We start from the raw sequence: 20421 nt of genomic DNA, 5'->3' as shown, positions 1-20421 counted from the left end.
TCAGGTCGCCTTCAGGAACCCCAGGTCGCGCGGGAAGTTGCGCAGGTTCGGGAACACCGTGTCGAGCTGCGCGTCGCTGGCGCCGAACCACTTGCCCAGCGTGCTGCCGATCGTGTCCACCGACGTGACCGGCAAGTAGGCGTTGTTGGCCGAGTCGTTCAGGTTGAGACCGAACTGCGGGAAGCGTCCGAAGATCTCGCCGCCGTTGACCGCACCGCCGCTGACGAAGTGGTGGCTGCCCCAGCCGTGGTCCGTGCCGTCGCCGTTGCTGGTCAGCGTGCGGCCGAAGTCGGACGCGGTGAACAGCGTGACGCTGTTGCGCATGTCGCCACCGGCGAGCCCGGCGAGCGCGCCGTCGAAGTAACCGAGCGCGTGCGACAGGCGCGCCAGCAGGTCGGCCTGGTTGGCGTTCTGGCCGTCGTGGGTGTCGAAGCCGCCCATCGAAACGAAGAACACCTGCCGCTTGGCGCCCAGGCCGCTGCGCGCGCCGATGATTCGCGCGACGGTCTGGAGCTGCTGCGCCAGGCTGTTGTTCGCGAGGTTGTTGGTCGACGGTTGCACGTACTGGGTCGGTGCCGTCACGGTCGATGCGTTGTACGCGACCTGGAATGCCGCCTGCGCGTCGACCGAGCGCTTGACGATCGCGCCGTACTCGTTCGCGAACAGGTGCTGGTTGCTCGCGGTGACGATGCTCTTCAGCGTCGCGGCCGCCGTGCTCGAGCCGAACAGGTTGCCGCTGAGCCCGCCGATCTGCGTCGCGCCGCCGCTGCCGACCTGGTACTGGAACACCGTCTCGCCCGCCGAGAAGACGGCGTTGCCGGACACCGAGATGCTGGTGAACACCGTGTTCGCGTTGCTGCTCGCGACCAGGTCGCCGAGGTGGCCGCCCCAGCCGATCTTCACGCCCTCGGGGCCGAGCGCCTGCCAGGTCGATTGCTGGTCGTTGTGCGAGCCCAGCGCCTTGGGCCGCGGCAGCACATTGGCCACGTACTCGGCGCGGGTCAGCGGCTGCACCAGCGGGCCGGCGTTGGCCAGGATCGCGAGGCGGCCCGCGCCGAACAGCGTCGCGACCTCGGGCATGCTCGGGTGCAGCGCGAAAGTCAGCGGGCTGTTCTCCGCGGTGCCGGCGATGCCGGCGGTGAACTTGGGCACGATCGCGCGCACGCCGCCGAGGCGGTCCGGCGAGGCGAGCGGCGCGGTCGCGACCGGCGCGGTGCCCGGCGCCTTCAGCGCGATCGACTCCGGCGCGACCGAGCGCATGCGCGTGTACTCGTTGAACGACGCCGCGTCGGTGCGCAGCACCATGTGCGACGAGTCGTTGCCGCCGTACAGGAACAGGCAGACGATGGCCTTGTAGTCGGTCGTCTGCGCGACCGCGGTGTTCAGGCTGGCCAGGTTGAGCGCGAACGGCGCCGCGAACGGGCCGACCGCACCCGACACGACCGAGGCGGTGCGCAGGAAGCGGCGCCGGGAGGCGTCGAGGCGCGAAGTCTTGAAGATCGTCATGGCGTGTGTCCTCGTCGTCACTTCTGGATCAGGTAGTCGGGCGAGGCCAGCGACAGGTACACCGCGAGGTAGACGCGGTCGCGCTTGGCGGCGTCGATGTTGGCCTGGTTGGTCGGGGGCTGCGACGGATCCGGCGCGCTCGCGCCGGCCGGCGTCGGGTAGACGGGTGCCGGGATCGTGCGGCTCGTCACGGCCGCGGTGATCTGCGCGCGCAGCGCGTCGGGCAGCGTGCCGGAGAACAGCAGCAGGTTCATGCGCTCGACCAGGTCGGCGGGCGTCGCGGCCAGCGCAAGCTCGGCCGTGTAGTCCTGCTGGATGTCACGGTTCGCGTCGACCGTGACGAGACTGCGCATGTAGTTCATGTAGCCCGCGACCGACACGTCGTGAACGATCTGGAACTCTGGCGCGACCAGGCCCGCATCGGCGATCGGCTTGCTCGACGGCACGTAGCCCGGGCGGTAGAAGTTGAACACCGTCGGCGCGAACATCACCGTCTGGTTCAGCCGCGTGGCCGGGTCGTCGGTGTTGCCGATGCCGCTGTAGCGGCCCGACCTCGACGTTGCCTTGAACGCGCGCATGAAGTTCGCCAGCCGGATCACCGGCTCGCGCACCTTGCCGGCGCTTGGCGCGGTGTTCGCGGTGCGCGCCTCGGCGTCGAGCAGGATCGCCTTCCACACCGCCTTCATGTCGCCGCGCTGGCCGCTGCCGTTGTCGTTGAACGCGGCCGCAACGCGCGCCACGTAGGCCGGGCTCGGGTTGCTGGTGACCAGCCGCTGGATCAGCTGCTTGCCGATGAACGGGCCGACGTTGGGGTGGTTGAACAGCGTGTCGAGCGCGATCTTCAGGTCGCCGACGGTGTTCGCCGTCGTCAGCGTCTGCGCCGGGATCGTGACGCCGAGGAAGTTCTTCGCGCTGATCGAATGGAAGTTGGTGTTGGCAGCGTACTGGTTGTAGTCCTGCATCGGGCGCCAGTCGCGCTCGAGGTCGGCGTCGTTGCCGAAGAAGCGGCGGCTGGTGCGGTCGCTCGTCAGCGAACCGGCGTACCAGCTCCAGCCGGTGAAGACCTGCGACAGGCCCTCGAGGTCGGCCGACACGTAGGCCGCGACTGGTTTCCCGTCGGCGCCGAGCACCGGCGTGCCGTCGGCGTTCAGCTTGTACTGGCCGATCGTGAACAGCTGGGTGATCTCGCGCGCGAAGTTCAGGTCGGGCACGCGGCCGGTGGCCGGGTCTTCCTTCTGGTTCTTCAGGTGCGACAGGTAGACGCCCATCATCGGGTGCAGCGCGACGGCTTCGAGCAGATCGCGGAAGTTGCCGAAGGCCTTCTCGCCGAGCATGTCGTAGTACGACGCCACGCCGCGCGGCTGGCTGCGCAGCGTGCTGTCGGTGAACGAGATCACGAAGACCTGCGACAGCGCGAACGCAGCGCGCTGTCGCAGCTGGTCGTCGCCGGCGATCGCCTGGCTCCAGTACGAGTCGAAGAAGTTGGTCTGGCTGATGGTGCCGCCGGTGGCCGCGAGGTCGGCCGCGGCCTGGTTCATCGTCAGGCGATGCGAGACCTGTGGCTTCGCGAACTGCTCGTCGATCCAGGCGGCGTAGCTCATCGTCTGCAGCCGCGTGATCTCGGCCGGCGTCGGGCCGTAGGTCGCCTGGGTCAGGAAGCGCGCGGCGGCGAGCGGCGCGTTCGTCGGGCCGGCGGCCGCGGGACTGGCGGTCGGGCCGGCATCGGCTTCGCCGGAACCGCCACTGCCGCCGCCGCAAGCGGCGAGGCCGAGGAGCAGGGCCGCGGCGATCGCCACGCGGCCCGAACGGGCATGAAACACCTGGATCGTCTGCACACGCACCCCCGAAGTTGGTCTTTTCGGGGAGGATCGAACGCAGGGCATGTGCCCGGCGCAGCGCTGCCGGGGACCGTCAGGTCTGCCTTCAGGTCGTGAACGATTTGGCAGTCAGCGTGAAGCCAATCGTCGGATCAACGACATTAGTCGGACATGTTGCGAAGGAATGCTTCTGGCCGTAAGCAGGCGCAACCGCCCCGCGCGCCAGGCACGCGCACGGGTCAGAGCAACGCAGACAGCGAGCGACGCACCAGATCCGTGTCCAGCGCGCTGCGGCGCGCCCAGTCCGCCAGCTGGTCTTCGCCGATCTTGCCGACATTGAAGTACGTCGCCTCGGGGTGGGCCAGGTAGAACCCGCTGACGCTGGCCGCCGGCGTCATCGCCAGGCTTTCGGTCAGGCCCATGCCGATCTCGGCGCAGCCCAGCACGCGGAACATCTCGGCCTTGACGGTGTGGTCCGGGCACGCCGGGTAGCCGGGCGCCGGGCGGATGCCGCGGTACTTCTCGGCGATCAGTTCGGGCGTCGTCAGCTGTTCCTCGGGCGCGTAGCCCCAGAACTCGGTCCGCACGCGCTGGTGCAGCCGCTCGGCGAAAGCCTCGGCGAGGCGGTCGGCGATCGCCTTGAACATGATCGAGCTGTAGTCGTCGAGGTCGGCGAGGAACTGCCGGTCCTTCTTCTCGGCGCCGATGCCGGAGGTGACCGCGAACAGGCCGATGTGGTCGGCCACACCGGAACCCTTCGGCGCGATGAAGTCGGCAAGGCAGCGGTTGGGGCGCATCACCCCGTCGACCACCGGACGCACGCTCTGCATCCGCAGGCCGCGCCAGGTCATCAGCACCTCGCTGCGGGTGGCGTCGGTGTAGATCTCGATGTCGTCGTCGTTGACCGTGTTGGCCGGGTACAGGCCGATCACGCCGTTCGCGGTCAGCCAGCGGCCCTCGACCGCGCGGCGCAGCAGGCGCTGGCCGTCGCTGAGCACCCGGCGCGCCGACTCGCCGACGATCTCGTCGTTCAGGATCGCCGGGTACGGGCCGGCCAGGTCCCAGGTCTGGAAGAACGGACCCCAGTCGATGCTCTGCGCGATTTCAGCCAGATCGTAGTTCTTGAACACGCGGCGCCCGGTGAACTTCGGCACCGCCGGCACGAAGCTCGACCAGTCGATCGGCGTCTTGTTCGCGCGCGCCTGCGCCAGCGTGACCAGCGGCGTCGCCTTCTTGTTGGCATGCTGCTCGCGCACCCGCACGTAGTCGGCGTTCAGCTCGTCGATGTAGGCCTTGGCGCGGTCGTCGCTGAGCAGGTCGGAGCAGACGCTGACCGAGCGGCTCGCGTCCGGGACGTAGACGACCGGGCCCTCGTAGTGCGGCGAGATCTTCACCGCCGTGTGCACGCGGCTGGTGGTTGCGCCGCCGATCAGCAGCGGGATCTTCTTGATGCGGAAGTAGTCGTCGCGCTGCATCTCGCCGGCGACGTGCTGCATCTCCTCGAGGCTCGGCGTGATCAGGCCCGACAGGCCGATGATGTCCGCGCCCTCGACCTTGGCGCGCGCCAGGATGTCCTGGCACGCGACCATCACGCCCATGTTGACGACCTCGAAGTTGTTGCACTGGAGCACGACGGTGACGATGTTCTTGCCGATGTCGTGCACGTCGCCCTTGACGGTCGCGATCACGATCTTGCCCTTGGCCTTGGCCTCGCCGCCCGCCTCGACGTGCAGGCGCTTCTCTTCCTCGATGTAGGGCAGCAGGTGGGCGACCGCCTGCTTCATCACGCGCGCGCTCTTGACCACCTGCGGCAGGAACATCTTGCCCTGGCCGAACAGGTCGCCGACGATGTTCATGCCGTCCATCAGCGGCCCTTCGATCACGTGCAGCGGCCGGCCGCCCTGCGCGAGCACGCGCTGGTAGACCTCCTCGGTGTCCTGCGTGATGAAGTCGTTGATGCCATGCACCAGCGCGTGGCTCAGGCGCTCATCGACCGGCTTGGCGCGCCAGGCGAGGCGCTGGCTGTCGTCCTTGGCGGCGCCCTTCGCGTTCTCGGCCACCTCGACCAAGCGCTCGCCGGCGTCCTCGCGACGGTTCAGCACCACGTCCTCGACGCGCTCGCGCAGCTCGGGCTCCAGGTCGTCGTAGACGCCCATCATCCCGGCGTTGACGATGCCCATGTCCATGCCGGCCTGGATCGCGTGGTACAGGAACACGGTGTGGATCGCCTCGCGCACCGGGTCGTTGCCGCGGAAGCTGAAGCTCACGTTCGAGACGCCGCCCGAGACCTTCGCACCCGGCAGGTTCTGCTTGATCCAGCGGGTCGCGTTGATGAAGTCGACCGCGTAGTTGTTGTGCTCCTCGATGCCGGTGGCGATCGCGAAGATGTTCGGATCGAAGATGATGTCCTCGGGCGGGAAGCCCACCTCGTCGACCAGCATCCTGTACGCCCGCTCGCAGATCTCGGTCTTGCGCTCAAAGGTGTCCGCCTGGCCCTTCTCGTCGAACGCCATCACGACCGCCGCAGCGCCGTAGCGCTTGACGAGCTTGGCCTGGTGCTTGAACTGCGCCTCGCCCTCCTTCAGCGAGATCGAGTTGACGATGCCCTTGCCCTGGATGCACTTCAGGCCGGCCTCGATCACCTCCCATTTCGACGAGTCGACCATGATCGGAACGCGCGCGATCTCGGGCTCGCCGGCGATCAGGTTCAGGAAGCGCACCATCGCGGCCTTGCTGTCGAGCATGGCCTCGTCCATGTTGATGTCGATGACCTGCGCGCCGTTCTCGACCTGCTGGCGCGCCACGCTCAGCGCCTGCTCGAACTCGCCGTTCAGGATCATCCGCGCGAAGGCCTTCGAGCCGGTCACGTTGGTCCGCTCGCCGACGTTGACGAAGAGCGACCCTTCGCCGATCAGCACCGGCTCCAGGCCGGACAGTTTCATCGGGGGGACAGTGATCTTGGACATCGCGGGAGAGCTCGAATGAGGCCCGCGCTGCTCACCGCGGACCGTGAAAGGTCGGGTGAGCGCCGTTGTACCAGCGGCTTGCGCCACCGTGCCCGAGCCTGGCAGTCGTCGATCGACTGTCGCAACGCTCCTCGGGCGAGTCGGGATTCTAGGTCAGGCCGTCTCGGCTTCCAGCGCCAGTTCGCCGAACAACGTGCCTTTGTGCCCGCAACGCGGCTGGTACTTCCCGACCTTCTGCGCGATCGACGCGATATGCGCGGGCGTCGTGCCGCAGCAGCCGCCGGCGATGTTCAGGAAGCCCGCCTTCGCGAACTCCTCGAGCAGGCTGCCGGTGATCTCGGGCGTCTCGTCGAAGCCGGTCTCGCTCATCGGATTGGGCAGGCCGGCGTTCGGGTAGCAGCTGACGAAGGTGCCGCCGGCAATCCGCGACAGCTCCTCGATGTAGGGCCGCATCAGCGTCGCGCCGAGCGCGCAGTTCAGGCCGATCGCGAGCGGCCTGGCGTGGCGCACGCTGTGCCAGAACGCGCTGACGGTTTGGCCGGACAGGATGCGGCCCGAGGCATCGGTGACCGTGCCCGAGATGATCACGGGCAGGCGCTCGCCGGTGTCTTCCATCAGTTCGTCGAGCGCGAAGATCGCGGCCTTCGCGTTCAGCGTATCGAAGATCGTCTCGACCAGGAACAGGTCGCAGCCGCCTTCGAGCAAGCCACTGGCCTGCTCGTAGTACGCGGCCTTCAGTTCGTCGAAGGTGACGTTGCGCGCCGCCGGGTCGTTCACGTCAGGGCTGATGCTGGCGGTCCTGGGCGTGGGCCCGAGCGCGCCGGCGACGAAGCGCGGCTTGTCGGCGCTGCTGAACTTGTCGCAGGCCTGGCGCGCGAGCTTCGCGGCGGCCACGTTCATCTCGCGGGCGTAGGCGCCCAGACCGTAGTCGTCCTGCGCGACGGTGGTCGCGCCGAAGGTGTTGGTCTCGATGATGTCGGCACCGGCCGCGAGGTACTGCTCGTGGATCTCGAGGATCACCTCGGGCTTGCTGAGCTGCAACATGTCGTTGTTGCCCTTCAGGTCCTTCGGGTGATCGGCGAAGCGCGCGCCGCGGTAGTCGGCCTCGCCGAGCTTGTAGCGCTGGATCATCGTGCCCATCGCGCCGTCGAGCACGGCGATGCGCTGCTTGAGAATCTCGGGCAGTTGCGCACCGCGGGTGAAGTTCGAGCTGTTCATTGGGGTATTGTAGAAAGCATGTCAAGCCCACGCCGCACGCCAGCATGAAGCACCTGGAGCCCCGCGCCACCTGGGCTTACCTGCACACCCACCCGGACGCGCTGTTCGTCGACGTGCGCATGGAGATCGAGCACCTGTACGTCGGCCATCCGCCGGGTGTGGTGCACATCCCGTGGTACGAGTACCCGGAGATGCACGTCGATCCTGCGCGCTTTGCGTCGCTGGTCGAGCGCGAGGCCGGAGACAAATCGCGACCGATCGTGCTGTTGTGCCGCTCCGGGCGGCGCACGATTCCCGCGGCTCAGGCGCTCGAAGCAGCGGGTTTCGGCGAGGTCGTCAACGTCGTGCACGGTTTCGAGGGCGAGCTCGACGAGCACTTCCAGCGCGGCAACCTCAACGGCTGGCGCTTCGACGGCCTGCCGTGGGAACAAATGTGAGCTGACGGCACCCGCCCGGCTCAGTGCAAAAAGCCCATCCCGCGCTGCTGTCGCACCTCGGGCTTCACGCGGTGCTCGGCTTCGAGCTGCGACAGGAACTCGTCGGGCCCGAAAGCCTCGCCGAGCACGTCGATCTGCCGCTTCACCGAAGCGAAGTCGCCCGGTGCGAGTGAACCCAGCTGCGCCAGGCGCCCGGCCTGCTCGCGCGTCAGCAGCGTCACGTCGCCGCCGAGCGCCTCGGCCACGAACATGCGTTCGCGCTGCGGCGCGGTGAGCGGCTTGAACTGGACCTTGAAGGTGAAGCGCCGCAGCGCCGCCTCGTCCAGCTCCTGGAACAGGTTGGTCGTGCAGATGAACACGCCGGCGAAGCGTTCCATGCCCTGCAGCATCTCGTTGACCTCGCTGACCTCGTAGTTGCGCTCGGCCAGTCTGCGGCTGCGCAGGAAGCTGTCGGCCTCGTCCAGCAGCAGCACGGCGTTCTCGGTCTGCGCCTCCTCGAACATCCTGGCCATGTTCTGCTCGGTCTCGCCGACGTACTTGCTCATGATGTCGCTGGCCTGGCGGATCATCAGCGGGCGGTCGAGCGCCTTGGCGATGTGCTCGGCCAGCGCGGTCTTGCCGGTGCCGGGCGGGCCGTAGAAGCACAGCGTGCCGTAGGTCTTGCGGCGCAGCGCCTCCACGATCTTCGGCACCTCGAAACGCGACTCGGTGTTGACGAGGTCGAGGTCGTAGTTCGTGACGACGCGCCGTGCGCCGCGCTCGCTGCTGCTGTTGCCGAGCGCCTTGTCGGCGTTGACCAGCTGGCGCTCGATCAGCGACTGCAGGTCGTGCCCCGCCTCGGGCGTGCTCGCCAGGCGCGCGAACTTGACCGCGGTGCGGATCTGCGCCGGCGTCAGCCCCTTGCGTTCGGCCAGCTTCGCTGCGAAGCCGACTTCCACGTCGACGCCCGTGAGTGCGCGCGACACCAGCAGTTCGCGCGCGCCGGGCGGCGGGCTCTTCAACTCGAGGTGGTACTGGAAGCGGCGCCGGAACGCCGGGTCGATCTGCTCGATCCGGTTGGTGACCCAGATCACCGGCACCGGGTTGGTCTCGAGGATCTGGTTGACCCAGGCCTTGCCGCTGACGCTGCCGGTCAGCGCCGCACCGTCGCCGGTGTCCATGCGCGCCATCAGCTGCGCGGCGTCGGTCGAGATCGGCGGGAACACGTCCTCGACCTCGTCGAACAGCAACGCGACGTTCTGGCTGCCCTTCAGAAAGACCTGGCTGATCTGCAGCGAGCGGTAGCGGTCGCGGCCGCTGAGCGAGTTGCCGTCGCGGTCGGCGTATTCGACCTCGTAGAGCTCGAGGCCGGCCGCCTGCGCCGCCACCTTCGCGAGCTCGGTCTTGCCGGTGCCGGGCGGGCCATACAGCAGCACGTTGACGCCGGGCTCCTTGCGCGCGACCGCGTTGGCGAGCAGCGCGGTCATCATCTTCTGGTCGACACCGACGAAATCGAAATCGGTGATCGTCAGCTCGCTGCGCTTGGCCGGCCGCGTGAACACCGCCATCAGGTCGGACGGGCCCTCGTACTTGCGCATCAGCACCGGCGGCAGCTGCTCGCTGACCTTCATCAGGTCGGCCAGGTCGGTGATGTTGTGCTCCGAAATCAGGTTCTCGACCATGCCGATGCGCTCCAGCCGCGAACCGGCGCGCAGCGCCTCGGCCACGTCGGTCTCGCTGACGCCGGCGACGCTCGCGATCGCCGCGTAGGCCTCCTGCGCGTTCGAGACCTTGAACTCGACCAGCAGCCCGCGCAGGTCTCGCTGGTAGCGCGCCAGCGTGCCGTACAGCAGCAGCGCACGCTCGGCCGGGTTGAGCTGCAACAGGCCGGCCAGCGAATCGATGTTCTTCTGGACCAGCGTCGATTCCTTCTTCAGGCTGCGGCCCAACCAGTCGGCCGTCGCGCCCAGCACGGCCAGCAGGTCCTTGGGCGCGTCCTTGATGTACTCGTCGATGTAGAAGAACAGCGTTCCCTCCTCGTACGGGCCGCGCCAGCCGCCATGGCGCAGCATGAAGGCGTCGTCGTCCAGCAGGTCGTGGCCGCGCCAGTGCTCGTTGCCCTTGCAGCGGGTCTTGAGAAAGCCGCGCAGGCGCGTCAGCACCGAGCCGGGCCAGACGAGGTGCTTGCCGGTCAGCGACAGCAGGCTGTTCCAGTCGCGCCGCAGGTTGAAGCGGCCGGCGGCGTGCATCGTCAGCGTCAGCACGAACTGCGAGCACATCCGGTCGAGCACCGGCGCGTCCTTCAGCCCCGGGGACAGCAGCAAGCGTGCATCAGCGTGGCTCTTGACCATGACACCTCCGTGGGGGCGAGTCGGTGGACCATCTTGGCGCAGAGTGCACAGCCGGGCAAGCCCCGGCAACGCACCCTCACCACCGACCATAACGCAGCGGCGCCGTTCGCGACGACACCGCCTCGCGCACCCCGCGCGCCGCCGAGGAGACCGACGGTCAGTGCAGGATCACGGGCTGCTGCATCAGCGAGGTGAAGCGCTCGATGTAGTCGTCGATCTCTTCTTCGGTCGGCTGGGTCTGGATCAGCGCCTCGACGCCTTCCTTGAAGCTCTCGGCCATCACGCCCTGCAGGAAGATCTCCTTGCGCGCGAACTTGTCGACGATCTCGTAGCCGCCGTGGCTGAGCGGCTCGGGCGCATCTGCGACGACGGGCGCAGCATCGGGCGCGACCGCAGCGGCCACGTCGAACAGCACCACGGCGTAGCTGTCGGAGTTGTAGAGCATCTGCATTCGGTGATCCTCGGGTTCGGCGAACTGACGACTTCCTGACCACTAACCTGATGATTGCAACGCAAATATCAAGCCAGCGGACGACAGGGTCGGCCCTGCGACACGCTTTCCCCTCGACCAGGGGGTCAGCTCGCGGCCCGGACCTCGATCAGCCGCAGCTCGTAACCCTCGTCGTTCGCGCCCGACTTCTGTGTCGCGCGCACCGGCAGGTCGTGCTGCTTCGGGTCGAGCCAGACCTGCACCGCGGTGTCGTAGGGCTCGCGCGGCTCGCGCACGAACTTGATGGCGTTGACCGGCGAGCCCTGCAGGTCGACCGCCTCCGGGCCGACGCAACGGAATACCCACACTCCCGCATCGCCGTGCGCGCCGGTGACGTACATCGCGACCTTCCCGCCCGGCTTCGCGAGCTGCGGCTCGGCCGCGACGATCGCCGCGAGCTGCATCATCCAGCTGAGCCGGTCCTGCGCACCGGAACGCAGCGGAAACTCGCTCGCCGAGCCCGAATAGGTGATCTTGTCGGCCTCGCGCTGGAAGTTCGCCGCGGTCGTGCCGCGCTTGAAGCGCTGGTCCGTGAAACGCACCGGCGCGATACCCGCGGCGTCGAACGCCCCGCTGCTCGCCTGCGACAGGATCGTCAGCCCGCTGAGCCTGAAATCGAGCTTCAGCTCGTACCGATCGGCCTGCGGCCGCCAGACCAGGTCGCCGGTGCCATGCAGAAGGCCGCGACTGACCTCGTAGCGCAGCGTCGCCGGCGGCGGCATGCGGGTGCGGTAATGCGGAATCTTCTCGTCATCCTGCGACGGGGTGGGTGCACTTGCCGGCGCGGTGACCGTCGTCGAGGCCGCCAGCGCGAGTTGCATGGGCGGCTCGATCGCCGGCGCCTCGATCGCGGCCTGCGCGGGCGGCGCCTCGCGCGGCCGCACGGGTGCAGCCGCCGGCAATCTCGCGACCACGGCGCGCAAAGGCGGCCGAGCGCGACCGGGCGCCGGCGACGTCATGTCCGGCTCGGTCAACGCGGGCACGGGGAGCACGGGCGGCTCGACGAGGCGAACTTGCACAACGGCTGGCGCCTGGAAACTCGGCGGCGCGTTCGACGGCCAGGCCCAATCCGCGCCACCCAGGACGGCCGCGTGCAGCAGCACGGCGGCGGCACTCAGCACGAGGACGCGCGGCGCGTGTCGCCGAAGGGCCGTGCGCGGCGGAAGAAGCGGATCGAAGTCATGCGTCGACAATAGCGCTCCTTCGAAAACCCCGCCCCGACCCGGACATCCATGAAGCTTGCGACCTACCAAGACGGTTCGCGCGACGGCCAGCTCGTCGTCGTCTCGCGCGACCTGACCCTCGCCCACTATGCCAGCGGCGTCGCGACGCGGCTGCAGCAGGTGCTGGACGATTGGAACTTTCTGTCCCCTCAGCTCGAAGAGGTGTCGCAGACGCTGAACCACGGCAAGGCGCGGCACGCGTTCCCGTTCGATCCCGCGCTGTGCATGGCGCCGCTGCCGCGCGCCTACCAGTGGGCCGACGGCTCGGCCTTCGTGAACCATGTCGAGCTGGTGCGCAAGGCGCGCGGCGCCGAGCTGCCGGAGAGCTTCTGGACCGACCCGCTCATGTACCAGGGCGGCAGCGACGACTTCGTCGGTCCGCGCGGCGACATCGTCGCGGCCAGCGTCGAGCACGGCGTCGATTTCGAGGCCGAGGTCGCGGTGATCACCGGCGATGTCGGGATGGGCACCGGCCCGGATGCGGCCCTGGAGGGCATCCGCCTGCTGATGCTCGCCAACGACGTGAGCCTGCGCCATCTCGTGCCTGCCGAACTCGCGAAAGGCTTCGGCTTCCTGCAGAGCAAGCCGGCGACGGCGTTCAGCCCGGTCGCCGTCACGCCGGACGAACTGCTCCACGCCTGGAACGGCGGTCGCGTGCACCTGAACCTCGAGAGCACCTGGAACGGCAAGCGCGTCGGCCTGTGCAGCGCCGGCGACGAGATGACTTTCCACTTCGGCCGGCTGATCGCGCACTTGTGCAAGACCCGCAACGTGCGCGCCGGCAGCATCATCGGCAGCGGCACGGTCAGCAACAAGGACTGGAGCCGCGGCTATTCGTGCATCGCGGAGAAGCGCGCGATCGAGACGATCGAGGGCGGCGCCCCGAAGACCGAGTACATGCAGTTCGGCGACACGATCCGCATCGAGATGAAGGGGCTCGACGGCCTGAGCGTGTTCGGCGCGATCGAGCAGAAGGTCGTGCCGCTCGCCTGACGGCCGGCGCGACGAGACCGACACTTCACCCGTGGACAAGGACCTCCCGCACAGTCTGAAGCTGGTCACGGTCTGGCTGCTGCTCGGCGCGGCGGTGTTCGTGGCGATCCAGTGGTGGCAGCACCGGGCGCAGCAGACGCGCTTCCAGGTCAGCGGCGGCACGCTCGAGATCCGCCGCGGCGACGACGGGCACTACCACTGGCCGGGCCGCGTGAACGGCCGGCGCGTGGACTTCCTGATCGACACCGGCGCCACCGGGACCGCGATCCCGGCGGCGTTGGCGAGCGCGCTGAAGCTCGAGCCGATCGGCAGCGTGCGCTCGAACACCGCCGGCGGCGTCGTCACCGGCAGCGTCGTGCGGGCGGACATCGAGTTGCAGGGCGGGGTCAAGGTGGAACGGCTGCACATCGTCGCGCTGCCGCGGCTGGGCGAGAGCCCGCTGCTCGGCATGGACGTGCTCGGCAAGCTGCACTGGCAGCAGCGCGACGGCGTGCTGCGCATCGAACTCGCGGACCCGCGCTGAGCCGGCCGCGCCACCCACGACCTTTCGACTCCGACCCCATGACTCGACTGATACGCACCGCCCTCGCCCTGCTGGTCGCGCCCCTGCTGTGTGCCGGCGCGCTGGCACAAGCGCCCGCGGACTGCCCGCCGGTCGCGCCGGAACCGACCCCCGACCAGCTCGCCGCCGGCGCGCGCGATGCGCGCGACCACGGCTTCCTCTGGCGGATCAGCCGGGACGGCCGCAGCTCGTGGCTGTACGGCACGCTGCATGTGGCCAAACTGGCCTGGGCCTTCCCTGGTCCGGCGCAGCGCGACGCGCTGGCGCGCAGCGACACCCTCGCGCTGGAGCTCGACCTGCTCGACCCGACGTTGCAGGCGCGGATGGCCCAGGCGCTGGCCGCGCAGCCGAAGGTGGCGCTGCCGGCCGCGTTGCAGGCGCGGCTCGACCGGCAGGCGCAGGCCGAGTGCCTGCCGCGCCAGGCGATCGCCGCGCTCGCGCCCGAGATGCAGGTCGCGGTGCTGGCCACGCTCGCCGGCCGGCGCGACGGTTTCGATGCGGCCTACGGGATCGACGCGGTGCTGGCGGGCTACGGCCGCGCCGCGAAGCTGGACATCGTCTCGCTGGAGACACCCGAGCTGCAGGTCCGCACCTTGCAGATGGGCAGCCCCGCCGAGACGGTCGAGCTCGTCGAAGGCGCGCTGGCCGAGATGGAAAGCGGCCGCGCACGCGCCGCGCTGCGGCGGATGGCCACGATCTGGGCCGACGGCGACCTGGCCGAACTGCAGCGCTACGAGAGCTGGTGCGACTGCGTCAAGACCGCGGCCGACCGCGCCTCGCTGGTCCGCCTGCTCGACGAGCGCAACCCGAAACTGGCCGATTCGATCGCGCAACTGCACGCGGTCGGCCAGCGCGTGTTCGCGGCGGTCGGCAGCCTGCACATGATCGGACCGACAGGATTACCCACATTGATGGCCCAGCGCGGGTATCGTGTGGAGCGCATCGTGTTCCCCCAGAAGCCTCAGGAGACAAGACCATGACCGACCCATCCGCGTTCACGAAACTCGTCCCGGGCTTCGATTTCCTCCAGGGCCTCGTCAAGAACGCGGGCGCCGCGCTGCCCGGCATCGGCCAGTGGGTCGCGCCGACGATCGACCCGGCGGAACTGGAAAAGCGCATCGAGGAGCTGCGCACGGTGCAGTTCTGGCTCGAACAGAACGCGCGCATGCTGGGCGCGACGATCCAGGCGCTCGAGGTCCAGAAGATGACGCTGTCCACGCTGAAGACGATGAACGTCCAGATGGAGGGCCTGCGCGATTCGCTGCAGATCCGCATGCCGACCGCCTCGCCGGCCCCGGAGCCGGCGCCCCGGCGCGCGCCGGTCGCCTCGCCGCCGCCCGAACCGGAAGCGATGGCAGTCGAGCCCGATGCCGATGCCGCGTCGGCCGCGCCGCCGGCGGCCGGCGTCGTCGATCCGCTGCAGTGGTGGGGTGCACTGACCAAGCAGTTCACCGAGCTGGCGACGACCGCGATGAAGGACACCGCGTCCGACGCCGCGCGCAAGATGGCGGGCGCCACGCTGGGCGCCGCGCTCGACAGCCCGGCGCCCGCGACGAAGACGCCCGCCGCCAGGAAGTCGGGCGCGCGCAAGACCGGCGCCCGCGCCGCCGCCAAGAAGGCCGCGGCGCGCCGTTGACCGCGCGGGCATAGCACTCATTCGCGAAAGCGGCGCGCCGGAGCGTCCGGCGCCCTGACAATCCCACCCCGATGAACCGCTTCCTCCATGGCCACGCGACGCACCCCGACTGCCGCATGGCGCTCGCGCTCGCCGCCGCCCAGATCGACGCGCAGCGCCGCGAGCCCGGCGTCGCCGCCGAGCCGACACTCGGCTGGGTCTACCTGACCGACGCGTACGCGCCGCACGCCGCGGCGCTGCTCGAGGACCTGCGCCAGCGCTGGCCCGGCGTCGAATGGGTCGGCGCCACCGGAATCGGCATCGCGGCCGGCGGCGTCGAGTACTTCGACGAGCCGGCGCTGTCGCTGATGCTCACCGACCTCGGCACCGAGCACTTCCGCGTCTTCTCCGGCGCGCGCCCGCTTGCCGGCTTCGCGGCGCACACCGCGAACGTGCACGCGGATCCCGGCACCGCCGACCTGGCCGGCCTGATCCACGACATGAGCGCGCGCACCGCCACCGGCTACCTGTTCGGCGGCCTCGCCTCCGGCCAGTCGCGCCTGCTGCACATCGCCGGCAGCGTGCTGGCGGGCGGCCTGTCGGGCGTCGCGTTCGACCGGAGCGTGCCGCTGGTCTCGCGGGTCACGCAGGGCTGCCAGCCGGTCGGGCCCCAGCGGCGCGTGACTGCGGCCGACCGCAACGTCGTCACCGAACTCGATGGCCAGCCGGCGCTCGACTGCCTGCTGCGCGATGTCGGCCTCGACGGTGCGGAGCCACGCGCCGCGCTGCCGGCACTGCGCCAGGTGCTCGTCGGCCTCGCCGACGGCGTGCCCGAGACCGCCGCCGACGACGACCTGTCCACGCGCAGCGCCTTCGACGGGTTCAGGCAGCGCGATGCCTTCGGGGCCGATACCCGCGTGCGGCATCTGATCGGGCTCGATCCCGGCCGGCGTGGCATTGCCATCGCCGACACCGCCACCGTCGGCATGCACCTCGCGTTCTGCACCCGCGGCGTCGAGGCGGCGCGGCGCGACCTGATGCGCATCTGCGCCGAGCTGCGCGAGGAGATCGAGCCGGAGGAGCTGCCGCTGCCGGCCGCGCTGGCGCTGAAGGACGCCGCCTTCGGCGAGTCGCCCGCCGACACCTCCGGCATCGCCGGCGCGATCTACGTCAGCTGCGCCGGCCGCGGCGGTGCGCACTTCGGCGCGCCATCCGCAGAACTCGCGATCGTGCGCCACGCGCTCGGCGACGTGCCGCTGGTCGGCTTCTTCGCCGCCGGGGAGATCGCCCGGCGCCATCTGTACGGCTACACCGGTGTGCTCACCGTCTTCCGGAAGGGTCCCCAATGAACGCCCCGCTGCCCGAAGCGCTCGCGATCGAGATCGACGACCGCGCCCACCGCCAGAGCGAGGTCGTCGCGGCGCTCGCCGCGGTCCTGCCGAAGCACGCATTGCTCTGGCACCGCGAGGACACCACGCCCTACGAGTGCGACGGCCTGACCGCGTACCGCGAGCAGCCGCTGGTGGTCGCGCTGCCGGAGACCGAGGCCGAAGTCGCCGCGGTGCTGCGCGAGTGCCATCGCCTGAACGTGCCGGTGGTCGCGCGCGGGGCCGGCACCGGGCTGTCCGGCGGCGCGCTGCCGCACCGGCTGGGCGTGACGCTGAGCCTGGCCAAGTTCAACAGGATCCTGAAGGTCGACCCGACCGCGCGCACCGCGCTCGTGCAGTGCGGCGTGCGCAACCTCGCGATCAGCGAGGCCGCCGCGCCCTACGGCCTGTACTACGCGCCCGACCCGAGCAGCCAGATCGCCTGCACGATCGGCGGCAACGTCGCCGAGAACTCGGGCGGCGTGCACTGCCTGAAGTACGGCCTGACGCTGCACAACGTGCTGCGGGTGCGCGGCTTCACGGTCGCCGGCGAGGCGGTCGAGTTCGGCTCCGAGGCGCTCGACTGCGCCGGCCTGGACCTGATGACCGTGCTGATCGGCAGCGAGGGCATGCTGGCGGTCACGCTCGAGGTCACCGTCAAGCTCGTGCCCAAGCCGCAACTGGCGCGCTGCATCATGGCCAGCTTCGACGACATCCGCAAGGCCGGCGACGCGGTCGCCAACGTGATCGCGGCCGGCATCATCCCGGCCGGCCTGGAGATGATGGACAAGCCGATGACCGCCGCGGTCGAGGACTTCGTCCACGCCGGCTACGACCTCGACGCCGTCGCGATCCTGCTCTGCGAGAGCGACGGCACGCCCGAAGAGGTGGCCGAGGAGATCAGCCGCATGGAGGCGGTGCTCGACGCCAGCGGCGCGACGCGGATCGAGGTCAGCGAGAGCGAGGCGCAGCGGCTCAAGTTCTGGAGCGGGCGCAAGAACGCGTTCCCCGCGACCGGGCGGCTCAGCCCCGACTACATGTGCATGGACTCGACGATCCCGCGCAACCGCCTGTCCGACATCCTGCTCGCGATCGAGGGGATGGAGAAGAAGTACGGCCTGCGCTGCCTGAATGTGTTCCACGCCGGCGACGGCAACCTGCACCCGCTGATCATGTTCGACGCGAACGACCCGGACCAGCTGCACCGCTGCGAGCTGTTCGGCGCCGACATTCTCGAATCGAGCGTCGCGATGGGCGGCACCGTGTCGGGCGAGCACGGTGTGGGCATCGAGAAACTGTCGGCGATGTGCGTGCAGTTCGCACCCGAGGAGCGCGAACAGATGCTGGCGCTGAAGCGTGCGTTCGATCCGAAGGAATTGCTGAATCCGGGCAAGGTGATCCCGTCGCTGGCGCGCTGTGCCGAGTACGGCAAGATGCACGTGCGGCGCGGGCTGCTGCCGTTCGCCGACATCCCGCGTTTCTGACCGCGCCCCGCATGGACCACAACGACCCCGCGCTCCAACGCCTGATCGACCGCGTCACGACCGCCCGCGAGGCCGGTGCACAGCTGTGCATCCGCGGTGGTGGCTCGAAGGACTTCTACGGTGAAGCGCCGCAGGGCGAGGTGCTCGACACCCGCGTGCTCGAAGGCATCTCCAGCTACGAGCCGACCGAACTCGTCGTGACCACCCGCTGCGGCACCGCACTGGCCGAACTCGAAGCGCTGCTGGCGACCAAGGGGCAGTGCCTGCCCTTCGAGCCGCCGCACTTCGGCGATCCGAACCTGAGCCCGAAGAACCGCGGCGCGACCGTCGGCGGCATGGTCGCGGCCGGGCTGTCCGGCCCGTCGCGCGCGACCGTCGGCGCGGTGCGCGACTACGTGCTCGGCGCGACGCTGCTGAACGGCAGGGGCGAGGTGCTGACCTTCGGCGGGCAGGTGATGAAGAACGTTGCCGGCTACGACGTCTCGCGGCTGCTCGCCGGCTCGCTCGGCACGCTCGGCGTGATCCTCGAGGTCTCGCTGAAGGTGATGCCGATGGCACCCGCCACGGTCACGCTGCGGCTCGAGATGGACCAGGCGACCGCGCTCGCGAAGCTCAACGACTGGGGCGGCCAGCCGATCCCGCTGAACGCCAGCGCCTGGTGGGACGGCAACCTGATCGTGCGGCTGCGCGGCGCGCTGGCCGCGGTGCAGGCGGCGCGCGTGCGGCTCGGTGGCGACATCGTCGAGCCCGAGCACGCCAGCCCGTTCTGGGCCGGCCTGCGCGACCACACCGACGAGTTCTTTACCGCCGCGCACGCGGCGGTCGACCGCGGCGCGACGCTGTGGCGCCTGTCGGTGCCGCAGACCGCGCCGCCGCTGGCGCTGACCGGCGAACTGATGATCGAGTGGGGCGGCGCGCAACGCTGGCTGTGCAGCGCGCTGCCGGCCGCCACGGTGCGCGACGCCGCGGCCCGCGTGGGCGGCCACGCGACGCTGTTCGCTGCGCGGGACAAGGCAGCCGGCGTGTTCGCGCCACTGCAATCGCCGCTGGACCGCATCCACCGCGACCTGAAGAAGTCGTTCGACCCCTCGGGCATCTTCAATCCCGGCCGGCTCTACCCCGGCCTCTGACCCGCGCAGGATTCCACCCCACCGATGCAGACCCACCTCGCTCCCCAGTTCAAAGGCACACCCGAGGGCGACGCAGCCGAGGCGATACTGCGCAAGTGCGTGCACTGCGGCTTCTGCACCGCGACCTGCCCGACCTACCAGCTCCTGGGCGACGAGCTCGACGGCCCGCGCGGGCGCATCTACCTGATGAAGCAGGTGCTGGAAGGTGTCACGCCGACCCGCAGCACCCAGCTTCATCTGGACCGCTGCCTGACTTGCCGCAACTGCGAGAGCACCTGCCCCTCGGGCGTGCAGTACGGGCAGTTGGTGGAGATCGTGCGGCCGATGGTCGACGACGTGGTCGAGCGGCCGACGCGCGAGCGCGCCGTGCGCTGGGCGCTGAAGGAAGGCCTGACCTCGCCGCTGTTCGCACCGGCGATGAAGCTCGGCCAGGCGCTGCGCCCGCTGGTGCCGGCCGCGCTGAAGAACAAGGTGCCCGCCAGGCCCGGCGCGCGCGCCCACCAGTGGCCGACGCGCACCCATCCGCGCAAGGTGTTGATGCTGATGGGCTGCGTGCAGCCGGCGATGATGCCCAACATCAACAGCGCGACCGCGCGCGTGCTCGATGCCGCCGGTATCCAGACCGTCGTGGCCGACGAGGCCGGCTGCTGCGGCGCGATCCGCACCCACCTGAACGACATCGAGGGCGGGCTGGCCGACATGCGCCGCAACATCGACGCCTGGTGGCCGCTGATCTCGGGCGGGCCGGGCTCGCTGGAGGGCGTCGAGGCGATCGTGATGAACGCATCGGGCTGCGGCGTGACGGTCAAGGAGTACGGCCACGCGCTCGCCCGCGACCCGGCCTACGCCGAGAAGGCGGCGCGCATCAGCGAACTGACGCGCGACCTGAGCGAGCTGCTGCCGGTGCTGGTGCCGGCGCTGAAGAACAAGGTGCGGCTGCGCCAGGGGCCGATGAAGCTCGCGTTCCACCCGCCGTGCACGCTGCAGCACGGCCAGCAGCTGCGCGGCGGCGTCGAGACGCACCTGCGCGCGCTCGGCTTCGACATCGACGTGGCGCCCAGCGAATCGCACCTGTGCTGCGGCTCCGCCGGCACCTACTCGGTGCTCCAGCCCGAACTCGCCTACCAGCTGCGCGACCGCAAGCTCGCCAACCTCGCGCCCCTGGAGGCCCAGGCGATCGTGTCGGCCAACATCGGCTGCATCCAGCACCTGCAGACCGGCACCGCGACGCCGGTGCGGCACTGGGTCGAGGTGCTGGACGACGCGCTGGCCTGAGCGCGCGC

General features: G+C 69.8%; 16 protein-coding genes and 1 riboswitch. Of the genes, 9 read left to right on the top strand and 7 right to left on the bottom strand.

Annotation, left to right across the window (positions count from 1 at the left end; translation table 11 throughout):
- The 4 genes from ACWH49_RS12320 to ACWH49_RS12305 all read right to left on the bottom strand — a co-directional run bounded on the left by ACWH49_RS12320 (position 1) and on the right by ACWH49_RS12305 (position 7507).
- The gene (locus ACWH49_RS12320; RefSeq protein WP_448171740.1) at positions 1 to 1506 is read right to left on the bottom strand and encodes a DUF1501 domain-containing protein; all 1506 of its coding nucleotides are present in this window, start codon (positions 1504 to 1506) and stop codon (positions 1 to 3) included.
- Positions 1507 to 1523: 17 nt separating this feature from the next.
- On the bottom strand, positions 1524 to 3326 hold the full coding sequence (locus ACWH49_RS12315) for a DUF1800 domain-containing protein (protein ID WP_448171739.1): 1803 nt from the start codon (positions 3324 to 3326) through the stop codon (positions 1524 to 1526).
- 236 nt (positions 3327 to 3562) lie between these two features.
- Entirely contained in the window at positions 3563 to 6289 is a 2727-nt protein-coding gene (metH, locus tag ACWH49_RS12310; protein WP_448171738.1) for a methionine synthase, read from the bottom strand.
- A gap of 50 nt (positions 6290 to 6339) precedes the next feature.
- A riboswitch (S-adenosyl-L-homocysteine riboswitch) is annotated at positions 6340 to 6428 on the bottom strand.
- A 14-nt stretch (positions 6429 to 6442) separates the two neighbouring features.
- Complete coding sequence (locus tag ACWH49_RS12305) at positions 6443 to 7507, bottom strand: homocysteine S-methyltransferase family protein (RefSeq protein WP_448171737.1); 1065 nt, start codon at positions 7505 to 7507, stop codon at positions 6443 to 6445.
- Positions 7508 to 7551: 44 nt separating this feature from the next.
- Between ACWH49_RS12305 and ACWH49_RS12300 the strand changes: the two genes are divergently transcribed.
- Positions 7552 to 7944 (top strand): rhodanese-like domain-containing protein, encoded by a 393-nt coding sequence (locus ACWH49_RS12300; protein WP_448171736.1) that lies wholly within the window; start codon positions 7552 to 7554, stop codon positions 7942 to 7944.
- Positions 7945 to 7964: 20 nt separating this feature from the next.
- On the opposite strand, the gene ACWH49_RS12295 is transcribed toward ACWH49_RS12300, so the two are convergent.
- The 3 genes from ACWH49_RS12295 to ACWH49_RS12285 form a co-directional block, all read right to left on the bottom strand.
- Positions 7965 to 10274 (bottom strand): ATP-binding protein, encoded by a 2310-nt coding sequence (locus ACWH49_RS12295; RefSeq protein ID WP_448171735.1) that lies wholly within the window; start codon positions 10272 to 10274, stop codon positions 7965 to 7967.
- Between the two features lie 157 nt (positions 10275 to 10431).
- Positions 10432 to 10725, bottom strand: a complete 294-nt coding sequence (locus ACWH49_RS12290) for a BTH_I0359 family protein (protein WP_056472422.1) — start codon at positions 10723 to 10725, stop codon at positions 10432 to 10434.
- Between the two features lie 125 nt (positions 10726 to 10850).
- Positions 10851 to 11756: a DUF3108 domain-containing protein gene (locus ACWH49_RS12285; RefSeq protein ID WP_448171734.1), complete on the bottom strand. Its 906-nt coding sequence runs from the start codon at positions 11754 to 11756 to the stop codon at positions 10851 to 10853.
- A gap of 240 nt (positions 11757 to 11996) precedes the next feature.
- Here ACWH49_RS12285 and ACWH49_RS12280 point away from each other — a divergent pair, with 240 nt between their 5' ends.
- From ACWH49_RS12280 to glcF, 8 genes are all read left to right on the top strand, one after another.
- Positions 11997 to 12980, top strand: coding sequence for a fumarylacetoacetate hydrolase family protein (locus ACWH49_RS12280; RefSeq protein WP_448171733.1), 984 nt, complete (start codon positions 11997 to 11999; stop codon positions 12978 to 12980).
- A gap of 31 nt (positions 12981 to 13011) precedes the next feature.
- Positions 13012 to 13503 carry a retropepsin-like aspartic protease family protein gene (locus tag ACWH49_RS12275; protein ID WP_448171732.1) on the top strand — a complete coding sequence of 164 codons (492 nt, stop codon included), beginning with the start codon at positions 13012 to 13014 and terminating at the stop codon, positions 13501 to 13503.
- Positions 13504 to 13541: 38 nt separating this feature from the next.
- Positions 13542 to 14522 carry a TraB/GumN family protein gene (locus ACWH49_RS12270; RefSeq protein ID WP_448171731.1) on the top strand — a complete coding sequence of 327 codons (981 nt, stop codon included), beginning with the start codon at positions 13542 to 13544 and terminating at the stop codon, positions 14520 to 14522.
- Positions 14519 to 15178: a PhaM family polyhydroxyalkanoate granule multifunctional regulatory protein gene (locus ACWH49_RS12265; RefSeq protein WP_448171730.1), complete on the top strand. Its 660-nt coding sequence runs from the start codon at positions 14519 to 14521 to the stop codon at positions 15176 to 15178. Before ACWH49_RS12270 ends, ACWH49_RS12265 begins: the two co-directional genes overlap by 4 nt.
- A 71-nt stretch (positions 15179 to 15249) precedes the next feature.
- Entirely contained in the window at positions 15250 to 16506 is a 1257-nt protein-coding gene (locus ACWH49_RS12260; protein WP_448171729.1) for an FIST signal transduction protein, read from the top strand.
- Positions 16503 to 18008: an FAD-linked oxidase C-terminal domain-containing protein gene (locus tag ACWH49_RS12255; protein ID WP_448171728.1), complete on the top strand. Its 1506-nt coding sequence runs from the start codon at positions 16503 to 16505 to the stop codon at positions 18006 to 18008. Before ACWH49_RS12260 ends, ACWH49_RS12255 begins: the two co-directional genes overlap by 4 nt.
- 11 nt (positions 18009 to 18019) lie before the next feature.
- Complete coding sequence (gene glcE, locus ACWH49_RS12250) at positions 18020 to 19138, top strand: glycolate oxidase subunit GlcE (RefSeq protein WP_448171727.1); 1119 nt, start codon at positions 18020 to 18022, stop codon at positions 19136 to 19138.
- 24 nt (positions 19139 to 19162) lie between these two features.
- Positions 19163 to 20413, top strand: coding sequence for a glycolate oxidase subunit GlcF (glcF, locus tag ACWH49_RS12245; protein ID WP_448171726.1), 1251 nt, complete (start codon positions 19163 to 19165; stop codon positions 20411 to 20413).
- Positions 20414 to 20421: the final 8 nt, after the last annotated feature.

Source organism: Rhizobacter fulvus, assembly GCF_964020785.1.
Note: the sequence above shows the minus strand (reverse complement) of the source record. Positions and strands in the feature narration are given on the sequence as shown.

Coding starts and splice junctions, on each gene's coding strand:
- ACWH49_RS12320 (WP_448171740.1), bottom strand. CDS start 1,506: ATGACGATCTTCAAGACTTCGCGCCTCGACGCCTCCCGGCGCCGCTTC.
- metH (WP_448171738.1), bottom strand. CDS start 6,289: ATGTCCAAGATCACTGTCCCCCCGATGAAACTGTCCGGCCTGGAGCCG.
- ACWH49_RS12305 (WP_448171737.1), bottom strand. CDS start 7,507: ATGAACAGCTCGAACTTCACCCGCGGTGCGCAACTGCCCGAGATTCTC.
- ACWH49_RS12300 (WP_448171736.1), top strand. CDS start 7,552: ATGAAGCACCTGGAGCCCCGCGCCACCTGGGCTTACCTGCACACCCAC.
- ACWH49_RS12295 (WP_448171735.1), bottom strand. CDS start 10,274: ATGGTCAAGAGCCACGCTGATGCACGCTTGCTGCTGTCCCCGGGGCTG.
- ACWH49_RS12290 (WP_056472422.1), bottom strand. CDS start 10,725: ATGCAGATGCTCTACAACTCCGACAGCTACGCCGTGGTGCTGTTCGAC.
- ACWH49_RS12280 (WP_448171733.1), top strand. CDS start 11,997: ATGAAGCTTGCGACCTACCAAGACGGTTCGCGCGACGGCCAGCTCGTC.
- ACWH49_RS12270 (WP_448171731.1), top strand. CDS start 13,542: ATGACTCGACTGATACGCACCGCCCTCGCCCTGCTGGTCGCGCCCCTG.
- ACWH49_RS12265 (WP_448171730.1), top strand. CDS start 14,519: ATGACCGACCCATCCGCGTTCACGAAACTCGTCCCGGGCTTCGATTTC.
- ACWH49_RS12260 (WP_448171729.1), top strand. CDS start 15,250: ATGAACCGCTTCCTCCATGGCCACGCGACGCACCCCGACTGCCGCATG.
- ACWH49_RS12255 (WP_448171728.1), top strand. CDS start 16,503: ATGAACGCCCCGCTGCCCGAAGCGCTCGCGATCGAGATCGACGACCGC.
- glcE (WP_448171727.1), top strand. CDS start 18,020: ATGGACCACAACGACCCCGCGCTCCAACGCCTGATCGACCGCGTCACG.
- glcF (WP_448171726.1), top strand. CDS start 19,163: ATGCAGACCCACCTCGCTCCCCAGTTCAAAGGCACACCCGAGGGCGAC.